At 60.1% G+C, this 22,421-nt stretch carries 22 protein-coding genes; 14 read left to right on the forward strand and 8 right to left on the reverse strand.

Annotated features, from left to right (window positions below; genetic code table 11):
* Positions 1 to 17: 17 nt before the first annotated feature.
* Complete coding sequence (gene lipA / locus TRL7639_RS09375) at positions 18 to 971, forward strand: lipoyl synthase (RefSeq protein ID WP_085795430.1); 954 nt, start codon at positions 18 to 20, stop codon at positions 969 to 971.
* Positions 968 to 2,110 carry an amidohydrolase gene (locus tag TRL7639_RS09380; RefSeq protein WP_085795431.1) on the forward strand — a complete coding sequence of 381 codons (1,143 nt, stop codon included), beginning with the start codon at positions 968 to 970 and terminating at the stop codon, positions 2,108 to 2,110. Before lipA ends, TRL7639_RS09380 begins: the two co-directional genes overlap by 4 nt.
* 222 nt (positions 2,111 to 2,332) lie before the next feature.
* Here the strand turns inward: TRL7639_RS09380 and TRL7639_RS09385 are convergent, their stop codons facing one another.
* The 3 genes from TRL7639_RS09385 to hpt all read right to left on the reverse strand — a co-directional run bounded on the left by TRL7639_RS09385 (position 2,333) and on the right by hpt (position 4,087).
* Positions 2,333 to 3,121 (reverse strand): hypothetical protein, encoded by a 789-nt coding sequence (locus TRL7639_RS09385; RefSeq protein ID WP_085795432.1) that lies wholly within the window; start codon positions 3,119 to 3,121, stop codon positions 2,333 to 2,335.
* Between the two features lie 149 nt (positions 3,122 to 3,270).
* Positions 3,271 to 3,438, reverse strand: a complete 168-nt coding sequence (locus TRL7639_RS23085) for a hypothetical protein (protein ID WP_165759788.1) — start codon at positions 3,436 to 3,438, stop codon at positions 3,271 to 3,273.
* A gap of 100 nt (positions 3,439 to 3,538) precedes the next feature.
* On the reverse strand, positions 3,539 to 4,087 hold the full coding sequence (gene hpt / locus TRL7639_RS09390) for a hypoxanthine phosphoribosyltransferase (protein WP_085796347.1): 549 nt from the start codon (positions 4,085 to 4,087) through the stop codon (positions 3,539 to 3,541).
* A gap of 72 nt (positions 4,088 to 4,159) precedes the next feature.
* Between hpt and TRL7639_RS09395 the strand changes: the two genes are divergently transcribed.
* The 3 genes from TRL7639_RS09395 to TRL7639_RS09405 all read left to right on the forward strand — a co-directional run bounded on the left by TRL7639_RS09395 (position 4,160) and on the right by TRL7639_RS09405 (position 6,285).
* Positions 4,160 to 4,606 carry a type II toxin-antitoxin system RatA family toxin gene (locus TRL7639_RS09395; RefSeq protein ID WP_085795433.1) on the forward strand — a complete coding sequence of 149 codons (447 nt, stop codon included), beginning with the start codon at positions 4,160 to 4,162 and terminating at the stop codon, positions 4,604 to 4,606.
* A gap of 37 nt (positions 4,607 to 4,643) precedes the next feature.
* The gene (locus TRL7639_RS09400; RefSeq protein ID WP_085795434.1) at positions 4,644 to 5,933 is read left to right on the forward strand and encodes an MmgE/PrpD family protein; all 1,290 of its coding nucleotides are present in this window, start codon (positions 4,644 to 4,646) and stop codon (positions 5,931 to 5,933) included.
* A gap of 76 nt (positions 5,934 to 6,009) precedes the next feature.
* Positions 6,010 to 6,285 (forward strand): hypothetical protein, encoded by a 276-nt coding sequence (locus TRL7639_RS09405; protein WP_207559649.1) that lies wholly within the window; start codon positions 6,010 to 6,012, stop codon positions 6,283 to 6,285.
* 106 nt (positions 6,286 to 6,391) lie between these two features.
* Here TRL7639_RS09405 and TRL7639_RS09410 read toward each other — a convergent pair whose 3' ends face one another.
* The 4 genes from TRL7639_RS09410 to TRL7639_RS09425 form a co-directional block, all read right to left on the reverse strand.
* Entirely contained in the window at positions 6,392 to 7,573 is a 1,182-nt protein-coding gene (locus TRL7639_RS09410; RefSeq protein ID WP_085795436.1) for an ammonium transporter, read from the reverse strand.
* A gap of 139 nt (positions 7,574 to 7,712) precedes the next feature.
* Entirely contained in the window at positions 7,713 to 8,204 is a 492-nt protein-coding gene (locus TRL7639_RS09415) for a CinA family protein (RefSeq protein ID WP_085795437.1), read from the reverse strand.
* Positions 8,201 to 8,698: a phosphatidylglycerophosphatase A family protein gene (locus TRL7639_RS09420; RefSeq protein WP_085796348.1), complete on the reverse strand. Its 498-nt coding sequence runs from the start codon at positions 8,696 to 8,698 to the stop codon at positions 8,201 to 8,203. The genes TRL7639_RS09415 and TRL7639_RS09420 overlap by 4 nt, the downstream gene beginning before the upstream one ends.
* Positions 8,698 to 9,831 carry a bifunctional 2-C-methyl-D-erythritol 4-phosphate cytidylyltransferase/2-C-methyl-D-erythritol 2,4-cyclodiphosphate synthase gene (locus tag TRL7639_RS09425; protein WP_085795438.1) on the reverse strand — a complete coding sequence of 378 codons (1,134 nt, stop codon included), beginning with the start codon at positions 9,829 to 9,831 and terminating at the stop codon, positions 8,698 to 8,700. The genes TRL7639_RS09420 and TRL7639_RS09425 overlap by 1 nt, the downstream gene beginning before the upstream one ends.
* Positions 9,832 to 10,015: 184 nt before the next feature.
* On the opposite strand from TRL7639_RS09425, the gene dusB reads away from it, so the two are divergent.
* The 5 genes from dusB to ntrX all read left to right on the forward strand — a co-directional run bounded on the left by dusB (position 10,016) and on the right by ntrX (position 17,242).
* Positions 10,016 to 10,999: a tRNA dihydrouridine synthase DusB gene (gene dusB / locus TRL7639_RS09430; RefSeq protein WP_085795439.1), complete on the forward strand. Its 984-nt coding sequence runs from the start codon at positions 10,016 to 10,018 to the stop codon at positions 10,997 to 10,999.
* Positions 10,996 to 12,072 (forward strand): two-component system sensor histidine kinase NtrB, encoded by a 1,077-nt coding sequence (locus TRL7639_RS09435; protein WP_085795440.1) that lies wholly within the window; start codon positions 10,996 to 10,998, stop codon positions 12,070 to 12,072. Before dusB ends, TRL7639_RS09435 begins: the two co-directional genes overlap by 4 nt.
* A 6-nt stretch (positions 12,073 to 12,078) precedes the next feature.
* Positions 12,079 to 13,446 (forward strand): response regulator, encoded by a 1,368-nt coding sequence (locus TRL7639_RS09440; RefSeq protein WP_085795441.1) that lies wholly within the window; start codon positions 12,079 to 12,081, stop codon positions 13,444 to 13,446.
* A gap of 99 nt (positions 13,447 to 13,545) precedes the next feature.
* Positions 13,546 to 15,834: a sensor histidine kinase NtrY-like gene (locus TRL7639_RS09445; RefSeq protein ID WP_085795442.1), complete on the forward strand. Its 2,289-nt coding sequence runs from the start codon at positions 13,546 to 13,548 to the stop codon at positions 15,832 to 15,834.
* Positions 15,827 to 17,242 (forward strand): nitrogen assimilation response regulator NtrX, encoded by a 1,416-nt coding sequence (ntrX, locus tag TRL7639_RS09450; protein WP_085795443.1) that lies wholly within the window; start codon positions 15,827 to 15,829, stop codon positions 17,240 to 17,242. The genes TRL7639_RS09445 and ntrX overlap by 8 nt, the downstream gene beginning before the upstream one ends.
* A gap of 9 nt (positions 17,243 to 17,251) precedes the next feature.
* Here ntrX and TRL7639_RS09455 read toward each other — a convergent pair whose 3' ends face one another.
* Entirely contained in the window at positions 17,252 to 17,740 is a 489-nt protein-coding gene (locus tag TRL7639_RS09455; protein WP_085795444.1) for a hypothetical protein, read from the reverse strand.
* A 98-nt stretch (positions 17,741 to 17,838) separates the two neighbouring features.
* Here TRL7639_RS09455 and trkA point away from each other — a divergent pair, with 98 nt between their 5' ends.
* The 4 genes from trkA (at position 17,839) to hflX (ending at position 22,404) form a co-directional block, all read left to right on the forward strand.
* Positions 17,839 to 19,215 carry a Trk system potassium transporter TrkA gene (gene trkA / locus TRL7639_RS09460; RefSeq protein WP_085795445.1) on the forward strand — a complete coding sequence of 459 codons (1,377 nt, stop codon included), beginning with the start codon at positions 17,839 to 17,841 and terminating at the stop codon, positions 19,213 to 19,215.
* Positions 19,215 to 20,753 (forward strand): TrkH family potassium uptake protein, encoded by a 1,539-nt coding sequence (locus TRL7639_RS09465; protein ID WP_085795446.1) that lies wholly within the window; start codon positions 19,215 to 19,217, stop codon positions 20,751 to 20,753. The genes trkA and TRL7639_RS09465 overlap by 1 nt, the downstream gene beginning before the upstream one ends.
* Before the next feature lie 134 nt (positions 20,754 to 20,887).
* Positions 20,888 to 21,127, forward strand: coding sequence for an RNA chaperone Hfq (gene hfq, locus TRL7639_RS09470; protein WP_008204623.1), 240 nt, complete (start codon positions 20,888 to 20,890; stop codon positions 21,125 to 21,127).
* Entirely contained in the window at positions 21,127 to 22,404 is a 1,278-nt protein-coding gene (hflX, locus tag TRL7639_RS09475; protein ID WP_085795447.1) for a GTPase HflX, read from the forward strand. Before hfq ends, hflX begins: the two co-directional genes overlap by 1 nt.
* Positions 22,405 to 22,421 lie beyond the last annotated feature (17 nt).

The raw sequence follows: 22,421 nt of genomic DNA on the forward strand, positions 1-22,421 counted from the left end.
AGCCAAGGGATCCTGACGTGCGCGACCTGAAAATTCCCGAGCAACGCCACCCGGAAAAAGCCCATCGCCCGGACAATGCCCAGCCCAAGAAACCCAGCTGGATCCGCGTCAAGGCACCCGGCGGCAAAGGCTATGCCGACACCCACAAGATCATGCGCGAGAACAACCTGGTCACCGTGTGTGAAGAGGCTGGCTGCCCGAACGTTGGCGAATGCTGGTCCCAGGGCCACGCCACCATGATGATCATGGGCGAGGTCTGCACGCGCGCCTGCACCTTCTGCAACATCGCAACCGGCAAACCGCCCGAGGATCTGGACGCGTTCGAGCCGGGCCGGGTCGCCCATGCGGTCGAAAAGCTGGGGCTTAATCACGTGGTCATCACATCCGTGGACCGTGACGACATCAAGGACGGCGGCGCCGAGCACTTTGCCCAAACTATCCGCGCCGTGCGCCACCGTTCGCCCAAAACCACGATCGAGATCCTGACGCCCGATTTCATCAAATGTGACCCTGCGGTGCTGGAAACCGTGGTCGAGGCGCGCCCTGACGTGTTCAACCACAACCTGGAAACCGTGCCGGGCCTATACCCCGAGGTGCGCCCTGGCGCCCGCTACTTCCACTCTCTGCGTTTGCTGCAACGGGTCAAGGAACTCGACCCGTCGATGTTCACCAAATCCGGCATTATGGTGGGGCTGGGAGAGGACGAACAAGCCGTCCGCCAAGTCATGGACGACATGCGCGCCGCCGACATCGACTTTCTGACCATCGGCCAATACCTACAGCCCACACCGAAACACCACGGTGTCGACCGCTTTGTCACGCCCGAGGAATTCGCAAGCTACGAAAAAGCCGCCTACGGCAAGGGCTTCCTGATGGTCTCGGCCACGCCGCTGACACGCTCGTCCTACCACGCGGGTGACGACTTTGCCCGCCTGCGCGACGCGCGTCAGGCCAAACTCGGTCAGCAATGACGCCCGAACAGCTGACGCGCCTGACCGCGCTGCGCCACGATCTGCACCGCGCCCCCGAAATCTCGGGGGAAGAGGCGCAGACCGCCGCCAAAATCGCCCAGATCATGCGCGATCTGGGGGCCGATCAGGTGCTCACTGGCATCGGCGGTCACGGCGTCGCCGCCATCTTTGACAGCACCCAACCCGGTCCCACTGTCGCCATCCGCTGCGAACTTGACGCGCTGCCCATCCCCGAAGAAACCGGCGCGCCGTATGCCTCTGAAACACCGGGCAAGGGCCACCTCTGCGGCCACGACGGCCATATGACCATGGTTGTTGCGGTGGCCGAAAGCCTCGCCGCCAAACGCCCCGCCACGGGCCGCGCCGTGATGATCTTTCAACCGGCCGAGGAGACCGGCAAGGGCGCGCCCGCCTTTCGCGCCGATCCTCAGTTCGCCCAAATCACTCCCGACATGGTCTTTTCCATGCACAACCTGCCCGGTCTGGCCCTGGGCCATGTCGAACTTTGCCGGTCCGCCGCCAACTGCGCCTCGCGCGGGATGCGCGTGGTGTTGACCGGCAAAACCTCGCACGCCGCCGCGCCCCAGGACGGGCAGTCACCCGCCGCCGTGATGGCGGACCTGATGCCGAAACTGGCCACTCTGGGGCAGGGCGGCCCGCTGAACGCAGACTTTGCTCTGACCACACTGACCCATGCCCAGTTGGGAGAGCCCACCTTCGGCGTCGCGCCGGGACATGGCGAGCTGTGGGTCACCCTGCGCACCGTTACCGACACAAGGATGGCGGCTCTGGTGGCAGAGGCCGAAACCCTCGTCCACACATCCGCCCAGGCCGCTGGCCTGCAGGTCACCATCACCTACGACGACATATTCGAGGCCTGCACCAATTCGCTTGAGGCAACCCAGCACCTGCACCAGACCTGCCAATCTCTGGACGTGCCCGTGCAGCTCACCGACACCCCACAAAAATTCTCCGAAGATTTCGGCCAATTCGCCAAATCCGCCCAGTCCGCCATGTTCTGGCTGGGAAGCGGAGAGGCCCACCCCCAACTCCACAACCCCGACTACGATTTCCCCGACGCGCTGATCCCGGTCGGAGCCGCAATCTTCGAAACAACCCTCCGCCGCATCCTGGGTTAACAGCACACCCAAGGGCCACGCCCGACCCTGGGTGGGCGTCAGAACGCAGAGTTTGGCAACCCGCCATCAAAGATCACGATTGTTTCAGCAAATTCGAAACGTCACAAAACGCCCTCCCGGGGGGAGGGTCGGGCGTGGCCCGGCGGTGCCGGGGTGGCAATTCGATGTAAAAGTGTTTTCTTTGAAGGTATGGCTCGATAGACGACTTTTATCTAATCTATTCTAGTTCTTCAAACTTGATTGACCGTCCATTTCCTTCCGCTTTCCCTCGACCATAATCTCCATCAGCGGTTCGTAGTCGGCGAAGTGTGTTCGGGGTGCACGTACTTTTACACTACCTGGCTTTAGGTATCCAGGTTTGTTACGAAACTTGTATGGAAGTCTAGGAATGGTAATATGAGAAATGAACCCTTGGAAAACAGCAGCGAATGCGATGGAGTTTGACTGCTGGGTGCCACCCACGTTTATTCTATACGCGGTGACTGGCAATATTACTTTGGAAAGGCTATCTGTCTTGAAGCCGCCGTCCCGTTGGGAGTTTTTGTCGTAGAGCCGCGAGATGAAACACGAACACAGTTTAAGAACATTTTTCCTGTCGGCATTTACAACGTTCAATAGCCTGTCAATGTCTGGGGTAGTGACGCTCGCATTCTCATAGAAGTCGTTTCCAGATACACTGGCTCTCCAAAAAATCGACGCTAGCCCTTGTGCCAGTTGTTCAGCTGAAAAGCTGAGGGTAGCACCTGAACCCTTTTCGATGAATGCTTTGTCCCAAGTTCTGTAAGCGTTTACGAGAGGGGCGTCGAACCTCTTGTTGAATTCTCGCTCGCAGTCTTCGCATAGAAGTTTTGCCTTGCCTGTATCCTGAGATAGATGGATTTTCCCATCGCTGCCCGGAATTGCAATTAATTGACCGTTGTTATCTTTTGATATTGATCTGAAGAAAGCATCAGGTATCGCATGGGAGTCGCGTAGTTCTGCTGTGTTGTGGCAATAAGCGCATTTTTTCATTATTTATTCGTCATTTGTTGAGTGATGTTCTTTCGGCGGAAACGATGAAGTTTATTTTACTATAAAAAGTGTTTAAAGGAAAGGTGGTTTCATATTAGGGTTCCGCTCGAAGGTGAACAAAGTTTGGTCCATAGTTCGAAGTGGTCCTCTCAAGGTTTCAGAGAATTCACCTTCGCCCACTCTGGCCAGAACCCAAAGTACTCAATCCCGAACAGGATCAAACACACCCCCAGCACGGCCAGTAACCGCAGCACCTGTTTCTCGGACGGCGGGTTGCGGGCTATGCGGGACATGCGCAGGAAATGGCGGATGTTCATACTCGGCCCCTTGGATCAAAACGTGCTGCACTGCGGCGCATCAGGCGGTGCACGCTTGGTGCACGGGTAGTGCACGCATAGTGCACCCCGTTTTCAGTCGTTATTCTGCATCCGCAACAAAGCGCACCTTGCCGATGAAGGGCAGGTTGCGGTTGCGTTGCGCATAGTCGATGCCATAGCCCACGACAAATTCATCCGGGATTTCAAACCCGATCCAATCAGAGCGGAAATCGACCTCGCGCCGGGATGGTTTGTCCAGCAGGGCGATGGATTTCAGGCGCGCAGGCGAGCGGCTTTGCAGCAGGTGGGTGACGTGGTTCAACGTGTGGCCCGTATCGACGATATCCTCGACCACCAGCACGTCGCGCCCTTCAATTGCGCCGCGCAAGTCTTTGAGAATACGCACTTCTCGGCTGCTTTCCATCGCGTCGCCATAAGATGACGCCTCCAGGAAATCCACTTCGATGGGCAGGTCCAGCTCACGCACCAGATCGGCGATGAACACAAATGAGCCGCGCAAAAGCCCCACCACGACCAGCTTGTCAGTGTCTGCAAACTCGGTCTGGATCTCGCGACACAGCTCCTCGATCCGGGCCGCGATGGCCTTGGCCGAAATCATCGTATCAATCACATATGCGCGGTCGCTCATCACTGCCCCCTTGATCTTTCGCGCGCAACATACGACATGATCGCCCAGAGTCACCCCAAAATATAGGCCAAAATGCCCACCCATTCCGAGACCCGCCATCTGCCGTACACCGCGCAACAGATGTATGATCTGGTCGCGGATGTCGGCGAATACCCCAAGTTTCTGCCCTGGTGTTCCGCCGCCCGCATCCGCCGCACGCAAGAGGTGGAACAGGCTGTTGTGATGGACGCCGATCTGGTGATCTCGTTCAAGGTGTTCCGCGAGCGGTTTGGCAGCCGGGTCACGCTGTTTCCGGGCGCGCACAAGATCGACACCGAATACCTGGACGGCCCCTTTAGCCACATGAAGTCCACTTGGGCCTTTGTCGATCACCCCGATGGCGGTTGCGAAGTGTCGTTCTTTGTCGATTTCGAGTTTAAAAATGCCATACTTCAAGGGGTTATAGGTGTAGTCTTCAACGAAGCGATGCAGCGGATCGTACGCGCATTTGAACGTCGCGCCGCCGAGCTTTACAACTAGGCTTTACCCCCCTCAGCGGCGCGCTACACTGCGCTCCATGACTCAGCTGACCTCGCATTTGGCGGACTTTGCCGCCGGCCCCGTGACCACCACCGCGTCTGCCCGGTTGGTGACCTCATTGTCCGCGCTCGATTGGTTCGCCGTAGGGCGTGCAGGCCGGGCTGAACCCGTGTCCGAGATCGTCCGCGACATGGTGTTTGTCGAACAGGGGGCGGGCCAGGCGCAGGTCTTTGGCGGCGGCGCAGCGCCAGCACGCTCTGCGGTATTGGCCAACGGCACCATCAGCCACGCGCTCGATTACGACGACACCCATTTCGCCCACATCGGTCACCCGTCGGTGGCGGTTTTTCCGGCAGCGCTTGCCATGGCCGAGATGCGGGACCTGCCGCTGGTTGAATTCCTCGAAGCTGCGTTGATCGGGATGGAGGTTTCGGTCCGTGTGGGCCTGTGGCTGGGGCGCAGCCACTATCAGACCGGGTTTCATCAGACTGCGACGGCGGGGGCCTTTGGGGCCGCCGTGGCCGCTGGTCGGCTGGTGGGGCTGCAGGCCGATGGCATGGCGCAGGTCCTGGGCCTGACCGCCACACGCGCGGCGGGGCTCAAGGCGCAGTTCGGAACAATGGGCAAGCCTTACAACGCAGGCCTTGCAGCCGCAGCCGGTGTTGAGACCGTGCAACTGGTTCAACGCGGGTTTCAAGCCAATCCGGACGCGCTCGAAGGGGACTTTGGCTTTGGCGCCACCCATCACGGAGAGGGTAACCTGAACGAGGCGCTCGAGGGGCTCGGCGCCGAATGGCTGTTCGAGTCCGTGAGCCACAAGTTTCACGCCTGCTGTCACGGCCTCCACGCCGCGCTCGAGGCCGCGCGCACGCTGGATATCGCCGAGCCCGAGGTTGCCGAGATGACTGTGCGCACCCATCCACGCTGGATGAGCGTGTGCAATCAGCCGGAACCGACCACGGGCCTTGGCGCCAAGTTTTCGTATCGCACGGTGCTGGCCATGCATGCGCTTGGCCACGACACCGCGCGGCTCGACAGTTATTCCGAGGCGGTCTGTGCCGATCCGCGTCTGATTGCGCTGCGGGGCCGTATCAACGTCGAGGCGGATGAGACCCTGACCGAAACCCAGGCCCATCTGTCGATCCTGCGCCGCGATGGGAGCCGGGATGAAGCGACCCATGACCTGCAGGCGCCCCTGCCATTGGCTACGCGAGAGGAACGGGTGCGCACCAAGGCCGCCAAGTTGATCGGTGGACCGTTGACAGATGAGGTCTGGTCACTCCTGCGCACCGGAGGCCGCGCGGCGGATCTGGCTGAGCGTTTGTAGTATGAGCTCTTTCAGGCGGTCTCTGGTGATGGGATCCATTGCCTTGATGGTCTTCTTTGCAAACGCGATCCATTCGATGTTCTTCTCTGACATCGTGCTGGAGAACGACTTGGCCTATCTCGCTGAGAATTGCGTTGGGATAGAGAATGAGCAGCGCGAGAAGATTGGCGACCATGTTTTGCGAGACACGACGTTTGGTGGCGCATGGTACATCTTTTCCCAGAAAGTCGAGGCTAACAGTCCCGGCGATTTTGAAGCAGCTTGGCGTTCCACTTGGTCCGAAGCCTTTTGCGTGCCCGTCGTCGGATGTGCGATCCCCGTTTCAATGCGGAATCAGTGTGTCGCGGGCTGAAACGTCCACCAACTTGCTTGTGATTGGCTTGCCAAACTAGAAAAGCGGGCCTCCCAAGAGACCCGCTTTTCGCTGCCCTTGCGGGCATAAGTCAGCCAAGGTGGGCTCAGCTGCTTATGTCATAGGCCCGTTCGCCGTGTACGCTCAGGTCCAGACCATTTGTTTCGGTCTCGGCGTCTACGCGAAGCGGGGTGACAAGTGCAACCAGTTTCACCAGGATCACGGTCACAACTGCCGTGAAGACACCCACGATCACCAGGCCCCCCAGCTGGGCCGCCCAGCTTCCCAGGCCGAATACGGCGATCATGATGGTGCCAAAGATGCCGCCCACGCCGTGGACCGCAAAAACATCCAGCGTGTCGTCGATCTTGAGCATGTTGCGCACGACATTCACCGCTTCTTGGCACAGGATACCGGCCACTGCACCAATGACCAACGCTTGAGCCGGATCAACAAAGCCAGATGCCGGTGTGATCGAGGCCAGACCCGCGATGGTACCGGTCACCAGACCCACCATCGACGCCTTGCCGTATTTGATCTTTTCCCACAGTGCCCAGGTCAGCGAGGCGGTCGCTGCAGAAATATGCGTCACGGTCAGCGCCATCGCAGCACCGCCGTCAGCAGCCAGTTGCGAGCCACCGTTGAAGCCGAACCAGCCAACCCACAGCATCGCAGCACCGATCATCACAAAACCAGGGCTGTGCGGTGGGGTGGTGCGGTGACGGCGTGGGCCGAGGAAAAAGGCGATGATCAGCGCGGCCAGACCTGCGGTTTCGTGAACCACGATGCCGCCGGCAAAGTCCTTGACGCCGGTTTCACCAAAGATGCCACCATCGGCCAGGAACCCGCCGCCCCAGATCCAGTGAACCACCGGCGCATAACACAAGAGCATCCAGAGGCCCGAGAAGGTCAGGACAAAGCCAAAGCCCACACGCTCGACATAGGCGCCCACGATCAGGGCGGGCGTGATGATGGCGAATGTCATCTGGAACGCAAAGAACAGCACCTCGGGCAGGGTGCCCGACAGGGTGTCCGGCGTGATGCCCAGCAGGAACATCTTGTCCAGCCCGCCCCAGTAGCCCGATGTGCCGCCGCCAAAGGCGATGGAATATCCGGCGATCAACCACAGGATGCTCATCAAACAGGCAATGGCAAAGCAGTGCATGAACACGCTGAGTACATTTCGGGCACGCACAAGACCGCCATAAAACAGCGCAAGGCCGGGCAATGTCATGAAAAGGACCAGGGCGGTTGCCACAATGATCCAGGCTGTATCGGCTCCATTCATGGGGCCTCTCCTTTTCGGTAAGCGAGTGGTTCTCAGCGTTGAACCCAAAGCCGCTTGGGGAAAAAAGAGGCACCTGCCGCAAAACCCGCCTGTTTTTGACGCTTTTTGCGATGTGGTGAAAAAATAAGCGTTGTTTTTGCTAGCCGCCCTGATTTTCGGCGATACGTGAAAGGCCGGTCTGCAAGAGCTTGAGCGCGTGGTCTCGTGCCGCCAGCCGCACCTGGTCGCGACCAAGGGCGCCAAACTCGATGGTTTCGGTGGTGGTGGGCAGGCCCGAGCCGGCCAACCCGAAGCATACGCGCCCTTCGGGCTTGAACTCGGACCCGCCGGGACCAGCGATGCCGGTGATTGAAACGGTCAAATGCACCGGGGCATGGGCCAGGGCGCCCTCCGCCATCTCAAGCGCCACCTCTTCGGACACGGCGCCGACCGCATCCAGGGTTGTGGGTTTCACTCCCAGCATCTCTTGCTTGGCGCGGTTGGTATAGGTGACAAAGCTGCGTTCAACCACGGCCGAGCTGCCGGGAATGTCGGTCAGCGCGGCGGCCACCATGCCGCCTGTGCAGCTTTCTGCCGTGGCGATCATGACACCCAGGCGTTTCGCCTCATCCAGAAGGTCAGTTACGTTCATAGCCCCAGCACCCCATGTGAAAAGCCTGCGAGCAGCGCCACGCCGATGGCGGCAAAGACACCCGCGATCAGGTCATCGAGCATCACACCAAGCGCGTCACCGCGCCGGTCGGCCCAGCCAATGGGGCCGGGCTTGGTGATATCGAACAGACGGAACAGCAAGAACCCGGCGACCCAACCGGGCCAAAGCGCGGTGATCTCGATCCCATGGGACCAGGCCGGGTACGAGATCGCCATGAGCGCGATGAACTGGCCTGCAACCTCATCAATCACGATCTCGGACGGGTCGTGATCGTCTTGTCCGGCGGTCATCACGCCGGTAGCCCAAATTCCCGCGACGATGGCCACAACAGTGGCAATCGCCAGCAGGGGAAAGCCACCCAATTGGTGCAGCGCATAGGTCAGGGGCAGGGTGACCAGCGACCCCCAGGTGCCCGGTGCGGGGCGCAGGTAGCCGACGCCGCCAACCGTTGCGATGGCTTTTGCCAGCCCCATCATGCCGACACCAGACAGGCGGTGGCGAGCGAGGCGATGCCTTCGCTGCGCCCGGTAAAGCCCAAACGCTCGGACGTGGTCGCCTTCACCGAAACCTGGCTCTCGCTCAGCCCCATGATCCGCGCCATTTCGATGCGCATGGCGGCGGAATGCGGTCCGATCTTGGGGTATTCGCAGACCAGCGTGCAGTCGACGTTGGAAATGCGATAGCCCATCGAGGCCGCCAACTCGACCGCGTGACGCAAGAAGATCTCGCTTGCCGCGCCCTTCCACTGTGGATCGGACGGGGGGAAATGCTGGCCAATGTCGCCCTGCGCCAGTGCGCCATAGATCGCGTCGGTAACGGCGTGCATGCCCACATCCGCATCCGAATGCCCCTGCAGCCCGCGCTCGTGCGGCACCTTCACGCCGCACAGCACCACGTGATCGCCGTCACCAAAGCGATGTACGTCGTATCCATTGCCCAGCCTGATATCCATATCCGTCCTCAGTATGCGTTCCGCCCGGGCAAAATCCTCGGGCCTGGTTATTTTCAAGTTGTCCGCGTCGCCCGGGACAATCGTCACCGGCAGGCCCGCATCCCGCGCCACCTGCACATCATCCGCCGCGTCGCCGGGGTGTGCGGTATGGGCTGCAACAATGGCGTCATAGTGAAACCCTTGCGGCGTTTGCGCCGCATAGAGGCCATCGCGATCCCGTGTGCCTGTGACCTGATCCTCGGCTCCAACCCAAAGCGCGTCTGTAACCGCAAGACCCGGTGCGGCAGCGGGGCTTTCGTCGAGGGCGTTCAGCACGTCCGAGATGATTTGCTTGCTGACGCAGGGCCGTGCTACATCGTGGATCAAAACTTTGGTGACGCCCAGATTCTCCAGTGCGGACAATCCATTGCGCACCGATCCTGCGCGATCTGACCCACCTGAGGTCAGGATGTAGCGTCCGCTTTCGAACTCGGCCCATGCCTCTTTGTCATCTTCCGACAGCACCAGCACGATATGGTCCAACCCTGCCGCTTCGAACTGAGCCAAGGTCCAATCCGCAACGCGCCGCCCGGCAAGTGGCCGCCACTGTTTCGGCACTCCGCCGCCTGCACGCTGGCCGCGCCCTGCAGCGACGATAATGGCGGCTGTGGTCATGGTGTGTCTGCTCCTGATCTGCTGCGCCTTGTTTATGAGGTGCCGCGCGCTTCGGCAATCACCCGCGTCAACTTGCCTAAAAAATAGGCAAGTGCCATTTTGATACGCCTTGAAACAGTCCGTTTCATTGTGCCATTGGGGGCGCTTCGTTACCAAAGTGGCACTTGCACAAGGATTAGGCATTTTGACCTTACGTCTTGCCAACAAAGAGCTGACCCCGCCCGTGGTCCTCGCCCCGATGGCCGGAATCACCGACCGTCCGTTCCGTGATCTGGTCTCCAGTTTCGGCGCGGGCCTGGTGGTGAGCGAGATGGTCGCCAGCCAGGAAATGGTTCAGGCCAAGCCCGGCGTACGTGAACGCGCCGAGCTGAGCGCTGACGTGGAAAACACCGCCGTGCAACTTGCGGGCCGAGAGGCAACCTGGATGGCCGAGGCGGCGCGGCAAGTGGCCGACCAGGGCGCCCGGATCATCGACATCAACATGGGGTGCCCCGCCAAAAAGGTGACCAACGGGTATTCCGGTTCCGCTCTGCTCAAGACCCCCGATCATGCGCTCACGCTGATAGAGGCGGTGGTCGAGGCGGTGGATGTTCCCGTCACGCTCAAGACGCGACTTGGTTGGGACGACAGGCTGCTCAATGCGGCCGACGTGGCGCGCCGCGCGCAGGATGCGGGCGTGCAGATGGTCACGATCCACGGGCGCACCCGCTGTCAGTTTTACAAGGGCCACGCCGATTGGGCGGCGATCCGATCGGTGACCGACGCCGTGGATGTGCCAGTGGTGGCCAATGGCGATATCACCAGCACCGAGACCGCCCAAATGGCGCTGGAGCTGTCCGGTGCGGCGGGCGTCATGATCGGGCGGGGCGCACAAGGCAAACCCTGGTTGCTGGCGCAGGTTTCGCATGATCTTTACGGAACGCCTGTACCCACCATTCCGCAGGGCGCCGACCTGATCGACATGGTGCAGCGCCACTATCACGCGATGCTGTCTTTCTATGGCGCTGACTTGGGCCTGCGCGTCGCGCGCAAGCATCTGGGCTGGTACATGGACGAGGCGGGCACGGCAGCGCCGCTGCGCCGCACCGTGCTGACGTCCCGCGATACGGAGGAGGTGACGCGGCTGCTGGCGGATGCCTTGATCCAGTCCGAGAAGGTGGCAGCATGACCTCGGACCAATCCATCTGGGCCTCGCTGCCAGTTCCGGCTTTCCTGATCGACCCGCAGGACAGGATCGCCGACGTGAATTCGGCTGGCGAAGGGTTTCTGAACGCCTCCAAAAAAGCGGTCGAGGGCACGCCGGTCTGGGACCAGATCGCCATTGATGCCCCAATCGAAGAGGCCTTCGAGCGCGCCCGAACCAACGGCACACCGCTTTTTGTCAATGACATCGATGTCGGCTCGGGCAGCCGCGCGCCACTGCAATGCGCGTTGCAGATTGCGCCGTTGCTCGGCCATCCTGGCACCATGATCATGATCATTTCGCCGCGGGAATTGGCGGGGCGGATGACGCAGAACCATTCGGTGAAATCGGCGGCGCAGTCTGCGATTGGCATGGCCGAGATGTTGGCGCATGAGATCAAGAACCCGTTGGCCGGGATCACTGGTGCTGCACAACTTCTGAGCATGAATTTAGGTGCGGAAGACCTTGAACTTACAGATTTAATCGTGGCCGAAAGCCGTCGAATCGTGAAGCTGTTGGAGCAGGTCGAGCAGTTTGGCAACCTCAGCACGCCGGATTTCAAGCCGGTCAATATTCACGATGTTCTGGACCGCGCCCGACGCTCCGCACAGTTGGGGTTCGGGGCCCATATGACCATTATCGAGGACTACGATCCATCGCTGCCGATGGCAATGGGCGACCCCGACCAGCTGCTGCAGGTGATTTTGAACTTGCTGCGCAATGCGTCAGAGGCGGCAGACCCCCAAGGCGGCACCATCCGCCTGCGCAGTTATTTCGAACACAGCTTTCGCTTGCGCCGCTCGGACGGCACAGGTCAATCGCTGCCTTTGCAGATCGAGATCATCGATGATGGCCCCGGTCTGCCGGACAAGATCAAGGCCGACATCTTTGATCCCTTTGTGTCTGGGCGCGAGAACGGCACCGGGCTGGGATTGGCCTTGGTGAGCAAGATCATTTCGGATCACAACGGGTGGGTTTCGGTCACGTCTGTGCCCGGGCGCACGGTGTTCCGCCTGTCGCTGCCGCGGGTTCCGCGCGGACATATGGATAAGGAGTAAACTGGCATGGATGGCACGGTTCTGGTGGCCGACGACGACCGCACAATTCGCACGGTTCTGACCCAGGCGTTGACGCGGGCAGGGTGCAAGGTGCATGCCACCAGCTCGTTGACGACGCTGATGCGGTGGGTGAGCGAGGGCAAGGGCGACGTGGTGATCTCGGACGTGGTCATGCCGGACGGCAACGGGCTGGAAATGCTGCCCAAGATCAACGAAGACCGCCCCGGTTTGCCAGTGATCGTGATCTCGGCCCAGAACACCATCATGACAGCCATTCAGGCGGCCGAGGCCGAGGCTTATGATTACCTGCCCAAGCCCTTTGATCTGCCGGATCTGATGAAACGGACAGCACGGGCGCTCGATCAAAAGCGCAAGGCCCCGCAACCATCGTCGGATGAAACGGGCGAGCGCCCGGACGAGCTGCCACTGGTTGGGCGTACGCCGGTGATGCAGGCGCTTTATCGTCTGGTGGCCAAGGTGATGAACACCGACCTGCCTGTGATGATCTCGGGCGAAAGCGGGACGGGCAAGTCCCTGATTGCGCGCGCCATTCACGATTTTTCCGACCGGCGCACCTTGCCCTTTGTGACTGTCACCGGGGCCGATTTGCAGGATCTGGAAGGGCCTGCAAGGGTGTTGGCGCGGGTCAAAGGTGGTACGCTGCTGATTGATGAGATTACCAACATCGATGACGAGGTTCAGGCACGTATCGTGCGCATGATGGATGCACCGGGCGATCACGTGCCGCGTTTCATGGCCACCAGTCAGGGCGACCTGTCCAAGGCGATGGAACAAGGCCGCGTGCGACAGGACCTGTACTATCGTCTGTGCGGTGCGCCAATCCATGTGCCCGCCTTGCGCGAACGCGTCGACGACATCCCGCTGCTGACCGAGCATTTTCTGGCCCGCGCTGAACGCGATGGTGCCGCAAAACGCTGGCTGAGTGAAGAGGCCAAGGAACTGTTTCGCGTCTACAGCTGGCCGGGGAATGTGCGGCAGTTGGAGCACGCGGTGCGCCGCCTGGGCCTGACCAGCCGCGCCGATGAGATTTCGCGCACCGAGGTTGAACTGGTCTTGGGCAGCCAGCCCGAGGTCGAGCCGGTCCTGGGGGGCGGTGATCACGAAAAGCTCTCGGCCTCGGTCGAACGGCACTTGCGGCGCTATTTCGATCTGCATGGGAACATGCTACCTCCGCCGGGTCTGTATCAACGGATCCTGCGCGAGATCGAGGCGCCGCTTATCGAGATTGCCCTGGATGCAACGGGCGGAAATCAGGCAAAATGCGCCGATCTGCTGGGCATCAACCGAAATACGCTGCGGAAAAAGATCACCGATCTGGATATTCAGGTGACACGGCGCCGCAAACTGATGTAATATCGCCACACAAACCGTGGCATCTGGGTTTCGGCCTAGGATAGATCACGAAATATGGCGGTTCGTTGCGCAAGCGACACATCAGTATGAGGGCAGCAGGTGGCAACCCGGTCACAGAACGGGCCAATCCCTACGGTTAGCCGGTGGAGCAAGACCCGAAAGGCCCGAAATATCGGGACCTTGGGCCTTGTGGTGCTGGGGCCGGTTTTGACGTTGGCGACCTATCTGGCCATCGGTCCGTTTGATCAGGGCGCATCGTCGTTGGCGCTGCGACTCATCCTGCTGGCCGATCTTGTTTATATCCTGGTTCTGGCGGCGCTTGTGTTGGGGCAGGTGGCCCGGCTGATTGCTGCGCGACGGGCCAAATCGGCGGGTTCCCGCCTGCACCTGCGTCTGATCGGTGTCTTCGCGCTTTTGGCGCTGATCCCGGCTGTGACCGTGGCGATTTTTGCCGGGCTGACGTTGAACGTGGGGCTTGAGGGGTGGTTTTCCGATCGCGTCCGCGCCGTGGTGGGCTCGTCGCTGACAGCGGCCGAGGCTTATGAGAATGAACAGCGGCTGGATCTGTCCGAGGACGCCATGGCGCTGGCACAGTTCCTGGATCAAAGCCGAGGCGTTAACTTTTTTATCAATGATGCCGAATTCCGACAGTTGCTGGCGCAGGGACAGTCGCAGATTCAGCGCGGGTTGCGCGAGGCTTATGTGATCGACGGCACGGGCGCCATCCGATTCCGTGGCGACCGGTCTTATTTGTTTGATTTTGAACGTCCACGGTCTGAACAGGTCACCGAAGCGCAAGAGAGCGGTCTGTTGATCATTCAGGACTGGGACAACAACGAGTTTCGCGCCCTGGTTCCGCTGACTGCCTTTCTGGACCGGTATCTATACGTAAGCCGCGAGGTCGATGGGCAGCTGTTGAACCTGCTCGATGACACCAAGGAAACGGCCAAATTCTATCAGCAGCTTGAAAGCGAACGGGGTCGGGTACTGTTTCAATTTGGCCTGTTGTATCTGGGCTTGGCGGTGATCTTGCTCTTGGCGGCGGTCTGGTTGGGGCTGTGGTTTGCAGAACGCCTGTCGCGCCCCGTCGGTCGTTTGACCACCGCGGCGCAGCGTGTCGGTGGTGGCGATCTGGCGGTTCAGGTGATCGAAGATGGGGGCGATGATGAGATCGCCATGTTGGGCCGTTACTTCAACCAGATGACCCGTCAATTGAAGGGGCAGCGCGATGCGTTGCTGGAAAACACCCGACAGATCGAACAGCGCCGACGGCTTTTTGACTCGGTACTGACGTCGGTGACATCGGGCGTTGTTGGGCTTGACCCGGATGGGCGTGTGACCTTCGTCAACCGCTCGGCCGAGCGGCTTTTGGATTGGTCGGGGGACGAGCAAAGCCTGGCACTGGCGATCGCCGTGCCCGAGTTCCTGCCATTGTTTGAAACTTTGGTCTCGACCAGCTCGGAAACCGCGCAGGGAGAGATCAAAGTCACACGCAAGGGGCAGTTGGAAAACCTTCTGGTGCGCATGGCGACCCGACGGGGCGAAGATGGCGGGCTTGAGGGCTACGTTGTGGCCTTTGATGATGTGACCGATCTGGTCAGCGCGCAGCGGATGGCGGCTTGGGGCGATGTGGCCCGCCGGATCGCGCATGAGATCAAAAACCCGCTCACCCCGATCCAGCTGAGTGCCGAGCGGATCAAGCGCAAGTTCGCCCGCACCTTGCCCCAAGAGGATGCGGAAAAGCTGACCGCGATGACCGACGTCATCGTGCGCCAAACCAACGACCTGCGACGGATCGTTGATGAGTTTTCCAAGTTCGCCCGCATGCCCGAGCCTGACCGACGGGCCGAGGATCTGACCCAATTGGTGCGTGATGCGGTGTTGCTGCAGCAGACGGGTCAACCGGATCTGCGCATTGAATCCGAGCTGCCAGAGCAGCCGATCATGGCGGATGTGGACGCGACGATGCTGTCGCAAGCGCTGACGAATCTGATCAAGAACGCAGGCGAAGCGATTGAAACACTGAAAGAAAAGGGCTCTCCCGAAAACCTGGAGCCGCAAATTCATGTCAGCCTGAGCGAGGGGGATTCGGGGATCGTTATCACCATTGCTGACAACGGTATCGGCCTGCCCGAAGATCGGGCGCGGCTGTTTGAACCCTATGTAACCACCCGCGATGAGGGCACTGGCCTGGGCTTGCCCATCGTCAAGAAGATCATCGAGGAACACGGTGGCAGCCTCACACTTGAGGACGCGCCGGTATTTGACGGACAGGACCATTTCGGCGCGATGGCCGTGATCCGTCTGCTGCGGGACGACCCGCAGAGACCTAAAGCGCCAACTGAACAGGCGGCAAAAAAACTAGTGAAAGCAGGACAATATGAGTGATATTCTGATCGTTGACGACGAACGCGATATTCGCGAACTGGTGTCCGACATCCTTGAGGATGAGGGGTTTTCAACTCGGCTGGCGGGCAATTCCGACGAATGCATGAGCGAGATCAATGCAGAACCTCCGGGTCTGTTGATCCTGGACATCTGGCTGAAAGACAGCCGGATGGACGGGATCGACATCCTCAAGGCGGTGAAACGGGACAATCCGGACGTGCCGGTGGTCATCATTTCCGGGCATGGCAACATTGAGATTGCGGTGGCCGCGATCAAGCAGGGTGCCTATGACTTCATCGAGAAACCGTTCAACATCGACCAACTGATGGTCGTCATTCGCCGCGCGATGGAGGCCTCGCGCCTGCGTCGCGAGAACAGCGCGCTCAAGCGGCGCGAAGTGACGAGCTCGGACATGATCGGCAGTTCGGCGGCGTTCCGTACGATGGTTGGACAGCTTGACAAAGTCACCAAATCCAACGGACGCGTCATGCTCAAGGGGCCGGCCGGGTCGGGTAAGGAAATTGCCGCGCGCTATATCCACGCCCATTCCAACCGTGCCAACGCGCCCTTTGTGACAGTGAACTGCGCCGGGATCGAGCCCGAGCGCGTCGAAGAGGTGCTCTTTGGTCGTGAATCCACCGAGCGCGGTGTGGAGTCGGGCCTGCTGGAACAAGCGCATGGCGGCGTGGTCTATTTCGACGAAGTTGCGGATATGCCGCTTGGCACACAGTCGAAAATCTTGCGGGTGCTGGTCGATCAACAGTTCCAGCGCGTGGGGGGCAGCGACAAGGTGCGCGTGGATCTGCGGGTGATTTCGTCAACCAACAAGGATTTGGATTCGGAGATCCGGGCCGAACGGTTCCGCGAAGAACTCTATCATCGTTTGAATGTTGTCCCGATTGCCGTGCCGTCGCTGGAAGAACGGCGCGAGGACATTCCGGTTCTGGCAGATCACTTCATCGAGGTGTGCAACTCGACCCAGGGCTTGCCGCAGCGTGACCTCAGCGACGAAGCCGTGGCCCTGATGCAGACGATGCAATGGCCGGGCAATGTGCGCCAGCTCAAGAATCTTGTCGAGCGGGTGCTGATCCTAGGCGACAGCAGCGGGCCGATTGAGGCGCGCGAACTGCCAAGCGAAGAAGAAAAGCAAAGCGACGATGGCCGCGTCGTGCTGTCGGGGGCCTTGGCAACCCTGCCGCTGCGCGAGGCCCGCGAGGCCTTTGAACGTGAGTATCTGCTGACCCAAATCAACCGGTTCGGCGGCAATATCAGCCGTACCGCAAGCTTTGTCGGGATGGAGCGCAGCGCGTTGCACCGGAAGCTCAAGTCGTTGGGGGTTGTGACGTCCACAAAGGCTGGTGCCCGGGTGGCTCATGTAGATGACGAGGCAACCGAGGCCGCCGAATAATCGGCGGTCTTATCCTTGCTTGCTGGCGATCGTTGGCGTGATGATCTGGAACGATCCGTCTTCGAATTGGACGAAGCACGAGGCTGATGACAACGGCGGCAATTTCGTTGTGCGCTGCTGCGGCACTTGGGATTTCACGTTCTGCTTGCACGGTTCCAGAGTGACCGGTTGATATCCCCGGCGCGCCATGCACTGCGCTTCGACCTGACCTCGCAGGCCGGCGTTCACATCTACTGTGTAAATGCGGCCGGGCTCCCAATAGCCCGGTGTTTGATAGCATTGTCCGGCCGAGTTGCAGATGGTCCGCCCCGGAAAGTAGATAGGCGGGCTTTGCCGAACCTGATTGGCCACGGGCGCATCCTTGAGCGCGGCAACCTGACAGTCGGTGGTGTCAGACTGCATTCGCGATACGGACGCCCCCTCGCGGTAATATATCGACAGGGAACTACAGGCCGCCAGCGGGACTGACAAAACAATCATTCGAAACAATGTCTTCATGCCGCCATTCTGCCTCAAGTTGCGCGAAGTGACAATTGAATTGACCCTCAAGGGACCATCTGTCATTCAAAAACACCAGAGATCCAGAGGTCGGGGACATGAAGGTCATTATTTGCGGTGCCGGTCAGGTGGGCTGGCAGATCGCGCGTCACCTGTCGGGCGAACTGAACGATGTGACGGTGGTGGACAACAACCCCGATCTGGTGCGGCGTGCCACAGATACGCTGGATGTCCAAGGGATCGCCGGATTTGCAAGCTATCCTGATGTGCTTGACCGGGCCGGGGCACGGGACGCGGACATGATCATCGCCGCGACCTATTCCGACGAGGTCAACATGGTCACGTGCCAGGTGGCCCATTCCGTTTTTGGTATTCAGCGCAAGATCGCGCGCCTGCGCTCGCAAAGCTATCTGACCGCGATCTATTCGGACCTGTATCGCCGCGATCACTTGCCCATCGATGTGGTGATCAGCCCCGAACGTGAGGTTGCCGCCGCCGCCATGCAGCGCCTGTCGGCGCCGGCTGCCTTTGACACGGAAACCTTCATGGACGGGCAGGCGCAATTGCTGGGGATCGTGATCCACGAGGATTGCCCGATCGTCAACACGCCTTTGCGGCAACTGACCGACCTGTTTTCGACCCTGCGCTCTATCGTTGTTGGCGTTCGGCGCGAGGGGACACTTTTTGCACCGGAACCCGGCGATCAGCTGTTCGTCGGCGATCAGTGTTATGTTTTTGCCCATGTCGAAGACGTGAGCCGCACCATGGATGTCTTTGGCAAAACTCAGAAGAAACAGGATCGGGTTGTCATCGTAGGCGGGGGTAATGTTGGGCTCGAGGTCGCCAAGACGCTCGAAGATCAAGAAAAACGAATTCGCTCCAAGGTGATCGAACGGGATCGTCCCTCGGCCGAGCGGGCTGCCGAAGAACTGGAACGGACGATTGTCCTGAATGGCGACGGCTTGGATGCCGCCCTGTTGAAAGAAGCGGGGATCGAGCGGGCAGACGCCATGTTGGCCGTGACCGACGACGACAAGACCAACATGCTGGCCGCTGTGCGCGCCAAAGCCGAAGGCTGTCCGCTGGCCATTGCGCTGATCAACGACCCCACGCTAGTGCCCTTGATGAAGCCGATGGGAATTGACGCCTACATCAATCCGCGCGCCACCACCGTAAGCTCGATCCTGCGCCACATCCGCCATGGACGCGTGCGGCAGGTCTATTCCATTGGGGATGCCGAAGCCGAGGTGATCGAGGCCGAGGTGCTCTCAACCTCTCCGATGGCGGGGGCCCGGCTGCGCGACATCGATTTCCCCGAAGGTGTTCTTGTCGGCGCGGTGCGCAAAGGCGATGAAGTACTGCGCCCAACTGGCGGTCTACGCATTGATGAAGGCGATGTGGTTGCCATTTTTTCGATGACGGATGACGTGCCCGAGGTCGAGCGGCTCATGCAGGTCTCGATCGACTTTTTCTGATGCAACGGGTTCAGCAAACACAGGTCGGATTGCTGCGGCGTTTGCCGCTGTTTTTGCTGATCTGGGGGTTTGTGTCTCTGTCGATGTGGGTGCCGGCCGGCTACGCGCTGTATCTTGACGATCATCCGGTGTCGCGGTCGTTCTTCTATTCTGGGATCTTGGGGCTTTTCGGCGTGTCGATGATCGCCATTGCCGTCAGCGGCCACACACCCAAACGGGGGGCCCTGGGGCAACTTCTGGTCTTGCTTGCGACCTTTGCGGTGTTGCCGGTGTTTCTGGCCATTCCATTTCATGACGCATTGCAGACAACCAGCTTTCTGAACGCCTATTTCGACATGGTCAGTGCGATCACCACCACCGGCGCGGATATCTTCAACGATCCAAGCCGTTTGGCTGCGCCTTTGCACCTTTGGCGGGCGCAGGTGGGGTGGCTCGGCGGGCTCATGATGTGGATTGCGGCTTCGGCCATCCTCGCGCCACTCTCGCTGGGTGGGTTCGAGGTGACGGCGCGGGGGCAGCCGGGGCGTACGGTTCCGGGCTTCAACCAGGCCGAGTTGAGTGATCCCCGCGGCCGACTGATCCGGATCACGCGCACATTGGCGCCGATCTACGCCGGGCTGACCGCCGCTATGGCGATCTTGTTGGTGGTTGCGGGCGAACAAGGCCTGACCGCGATTTGCCACGCCATGTCGGTGATGGCTACGTCCGGTATCTCTCCCGTTGGCGGAATTGACGGATCGACTGCTGGCCTGACGGGGGAAGCGATCCTGTTTTTGTTCATGTTTTTTGCGCTGTCGCGGCTTACGTTTTCGGCAGATACCGCCAATCAGGGCTATGCGCGCTTGGACAAAGATCCAGAATTTCGGATCGGGTTGATGATCGTCATCGGTGTGCCGATCCTGCTGTTCCTGCGCCATTGGCTGGCGGCTTATGACGTGGACATGCTGGGCGACCCTCTTTTGGCATTGCGCTCGCTTTGGGGGGGAATGTTCACGGTGCTTTCGTTCCTGACGACGACCGGATTTGAAAGTACCGATTGGGAAGAGGCCCGCGCCTGGTCCGGGCTGGGTACACCTGGTTTGATCCTGATGGGCTTGGCCTTGATCGGAGGCGGGGTTGCGACCACGGCGGGCGGTGTAAAGCTGCTCAGGGTCTTTGCGCTCTACCTCAATGGTCTGCGCGAGATAGAGCGCCTTGTGCACCCTTCGTCTGTTAGTGGCGAAGGGATCGGCAATCGGCGCATTCAGAAAGATGGGGCGTTCATTGCCTGGATCTTTTTCATGCTTTTTGCCCTGTCTCTGGCCTCTGTTGCTGTTTTGCTGGCGGCCTTGGGGTCAAGTTTTGAAGAGGCGCTGGTGCTGAGCATCGCCGCATTGTCAACCACTGGCCCGCTGATCAACTTTGCCGCCGAAACACCCATCCGGATCGCCGAACTGGGTGGAGCGTCCAAAATTGTTCTGTGTTTCGCAATGGTTCTGGGGCGTTTGGAAACCCTGGCGATCATCGCCTTGCTGACACCGTCGCTTTGGCGAAATTAGGTATTTTTGGTTAACGTTAGGTCAGTCAGGTGCTTTTTATGGCTGGAATCTCATTTCACCTCACTCCATACTCCCAGCGGAGGGACGTGCTGGTCCGCAGTACGTAGCAAGAACAAAGGCGAGAAATTAAGAAAATGGCTTCGGACAGACAGAATCTTCAGGATGCGTTCCTGAATCATGTGCGGAAAACCAAGGTTCCGGTAACTATTTTTCTGATCAACGGCGTGAAATTGCAGGGTGTCATCACTTGGTTCGACAACTTTTGCGTGCTGCTGCGCCGCGACGGACAGTCGCAGCTGGTGTACAAGCATGCGATCTCGACGATCATGCCGGCCCAGCCGATCAGCCTGTATGAGGGCGAAGACGCCTCTTGATGGAACATGACAGGGAGCTGACCCGTGCGTGGGTCCTGCATCCCGAGATAAAATCAGACGAAAACCGCCGCGTTCCCGAACCGGCGCTGGAAGAAGCCGTTTCTCTTGCCGCGGCCTTGCCCGATCTTGATGTGATCGGGGCCGATATTGTGCGCCTTGCGAAACCGCAACCCGGTTACCTGTTTGGCTCGGGCAAGATCGAAGAGCTGGGGGCGCAGTTCAAGGCCAATGAGGTCGAACTGGTTCTGATCGACGGACCGGTGACGCCGGTGCAGCAGCGCAATCTGGAAAAGGCGTGGAAGGTCAAGATCCTCGACCGCACGGGGCTGATCCTCGAGATTTTCAGCGACCGTGCCCGCACCCGCGAAGGTGTGTTGCAGGTCGAGATGGCAGCGCTCAGCTATCAGCGGACACGGCTTGTGCGCGCCTGGACCCACCTGGAACGTCAACGGGGTGGATTGGGATTTGTCGGCGGACCCGGCGAAACCCAGATCGAGGCTGACCGCCGTGCCATCGACGATCAACTGGTGCGTTTGCGGCGTCAGCTCGACAAGGTGGTCAAGACCCGCACCCTGCATCGCGCGGCGCGCGCCAAGGTGCCTTATCCGATTGTCGCCTTGGTGGGCTATACCAACGCGGGCAAGTCGACGCTGTTCAACCGCCTGACGGGGGCGGATGTGATGGCCAAGGACATGCTTTTTGCCACGTTGGACCCGACCATGCGCCGCGTTGTGCTGCCCGATGGGCCAGAGGTGATCCTGTCCGACACCGTGGGTTTCATTTCCAGCCTGCCGACCGAGTTGGTTGCGGCCTTTCGCGCCACGCTGGAAGAGGTGTTGGGTGCCAATCTGGTGGTGCATGTTCGCGACATCAGCCACGACGATACCGAAGCGCAAGCGCAGGATGTGGAGACCATTCTGGGCTCTTTGGGTGTGGATGATGAACGCCCCCGGATCGAGGTCTGGAACAAGCTCGATCAGCTGGAACCGGATGAGCGCGAAGCCGTGGTGGCGCGCGCCGAGCGCGAGGATGACATCTTTGCCATCTCGGCTTTGACCGGGCAGGGGCTGGACGAGCTGCTCGAGGCGATTGCCGTCAAACTGCAGGGCGCAAGGCATGTCACCGAGCTGGAGCTTGGCTTTGCGCAAGGCCGCCAACGCGCCTGGTTGTTCCAGCAGGACATTGTCCAGAATGAGGAACAGACCGAAGCGGGCTTCAAGGTGACGGTGCTGTGGACCGACAAGCAAGAGGCCCAGTTCAATGCATTGGGGGCCTAGGGTCAGGACCCTAGGCC

Origin of the sequence: Falsiruegeria litorea R37 (assembly GCF_900172225.1) — a bacterium.
Classification (GTDB): Bacteria; Pseudomonadota; Alphaproteobacteria; order Rhodobacterales; family Rhodobacteraceae; genus Falsiruegeria; species Falsiruegeria litorea.

What these genes read in the sequence shown, in the direction of transcription:
- ntrX (WP_085795443.1), top strand. Translation starts at nt 15,827, where the DNA reads ATGAGTGATATTCTGATCGTTGACGACGAACGCGATATTCGCGAACTG.
- TRL7639_RS09455 (WP_085795444.1), bottom strand. Translation starts at nt 17,740, where the DNA reads ATGAAGACATTGTTTCGAATGATTGTTTTGTCAGTCCCGCTGGCGGCC.
- TRL7639_RS09415 (WP_085795437.1), bottom strand. Translation starts at nt 8,204, where the DNA reads ATGAACGTAACTGACCTTCTGGATGAGGCGAAACGCCTGGGTGTCATG.
- TRL7639_RS09400 (WP_085795434.1), top strand. Translation starts at nt 4,644, where the DNA reads ATGACTCAGCTGACCTCGCATTTGGCGGACTTTGCCGCCGGCCCCGTG.
- TRL7639_RS09465 (WP_085795446.1), top strand. Translation starts at nt 19,215, where the DNA reads ATGCAACGGGTTCAGCAAACACAGGTCGGATTGCTGCGGCGTTTGCCG.
- hpt (WP_085796347.1), bottom strand. Translation starts at nt 4,087, where the DNA reads ATGAGCGACCGCGCATATGTGATTGATACGATGATTTCGGCCAAGGCC.
- TRL7639_RS09435 (WP_085795440.1), top strand. Translation starts at nt 10,996, where the DNA reads ATGACCTCGGACCAATCCATCTGGGCCTCGCTGCCAGTTCCGGCTTTC.
- hflX (WP_085795447.1), top strand. Translation starts at nt 21,127, where the DNA reads ATGGAACATGACAGGGAGCTGACCCGTGCGTGGGTCCTGCATCCCGAG.
- TRL7639_RS09405 (WP_207559649.1), top strand. Translation starts at nt 6,010, where the DNA reads ATGTTCTTCTCTGACATCGTGCTGGAGAACGACTTGGCCTATCTCGCT.
- TRL7639_RS23085 (WP_165759788.1), bottom strand. Translation starts at nt 3,438, where the DNA reads ATGAACATCCGCCATTTCCTGCGCATGTCCCGCATAGCCCGCAACCCG.
- TRL7639_RS09425 (WP_085795438.1), bottom strand. Translation starts at nt 9,831, where the DNA reads ATGACCACAGCCGCCATTATCGTCGCTGCAGGGCGCGGCCAGCGTGCA.
- TRL7639_RS09420 (WP_085796348.1), bottom strand. Translation starts at nt 8,698, where the DNA reads ATGGGGCTGGCAAAAGCCATCGCAACGGTTGGCGGCGTCGGCTACCTG.
- hfq (WP_008204623.1), top strand. Translation starts at nt 20,888, where the DNA reads ATGGCTTCGGACAGACAGAATCTTCAGGATGCGTTCCTGAATCATGTG.
- TRL7639_RS09380 (WP_085795431.1), top strand. Translation starts at nt 968, where the DNA reads ATGACGCCCGAACAGCTGACGCGCCTGACCGCGCTGCGCCACGATCTG.
- TRL7639_RS09410 (WP_085795436.1), bottom strand. Translation starts at nt 7,573, where the DNA reads ATGAATGGAGCCGATACAGCCTGGATCATTGTGGCAACCGCCCTGGTC.
- TRL7639_RS09395 (WP_085795433.1), top strand. Translation starts at nt 4,160, where the DNA reads ATGCCCACCCATTCCGAGACCCGCCATCTGCCGTACACCGCGCAACAG.
- trkA (WP_085795445.1), top strand. Translation starts at nt 17,839, where the DNA reads ATGAAGGTCATTATTTGCGGTGCCGGTCAGGTGGGCTGGCAGATCGCG.
- TRL7639_RS09385 (WP_085795432.1), bottom strand. Translation starts at nt 3,121, where the DNA reads ATGAAAAAATGCGCTTATTGCCACAACACAGCAGAACTACGCGACTCC.
- TRL7639_RS09440 (WP_085795441.1), top strand. Translation starts at nt 12,079, where the DNA reads ATGGATGGCACGGTTCTGGTGGCCGACGACGACCGCACAATTCGCACG.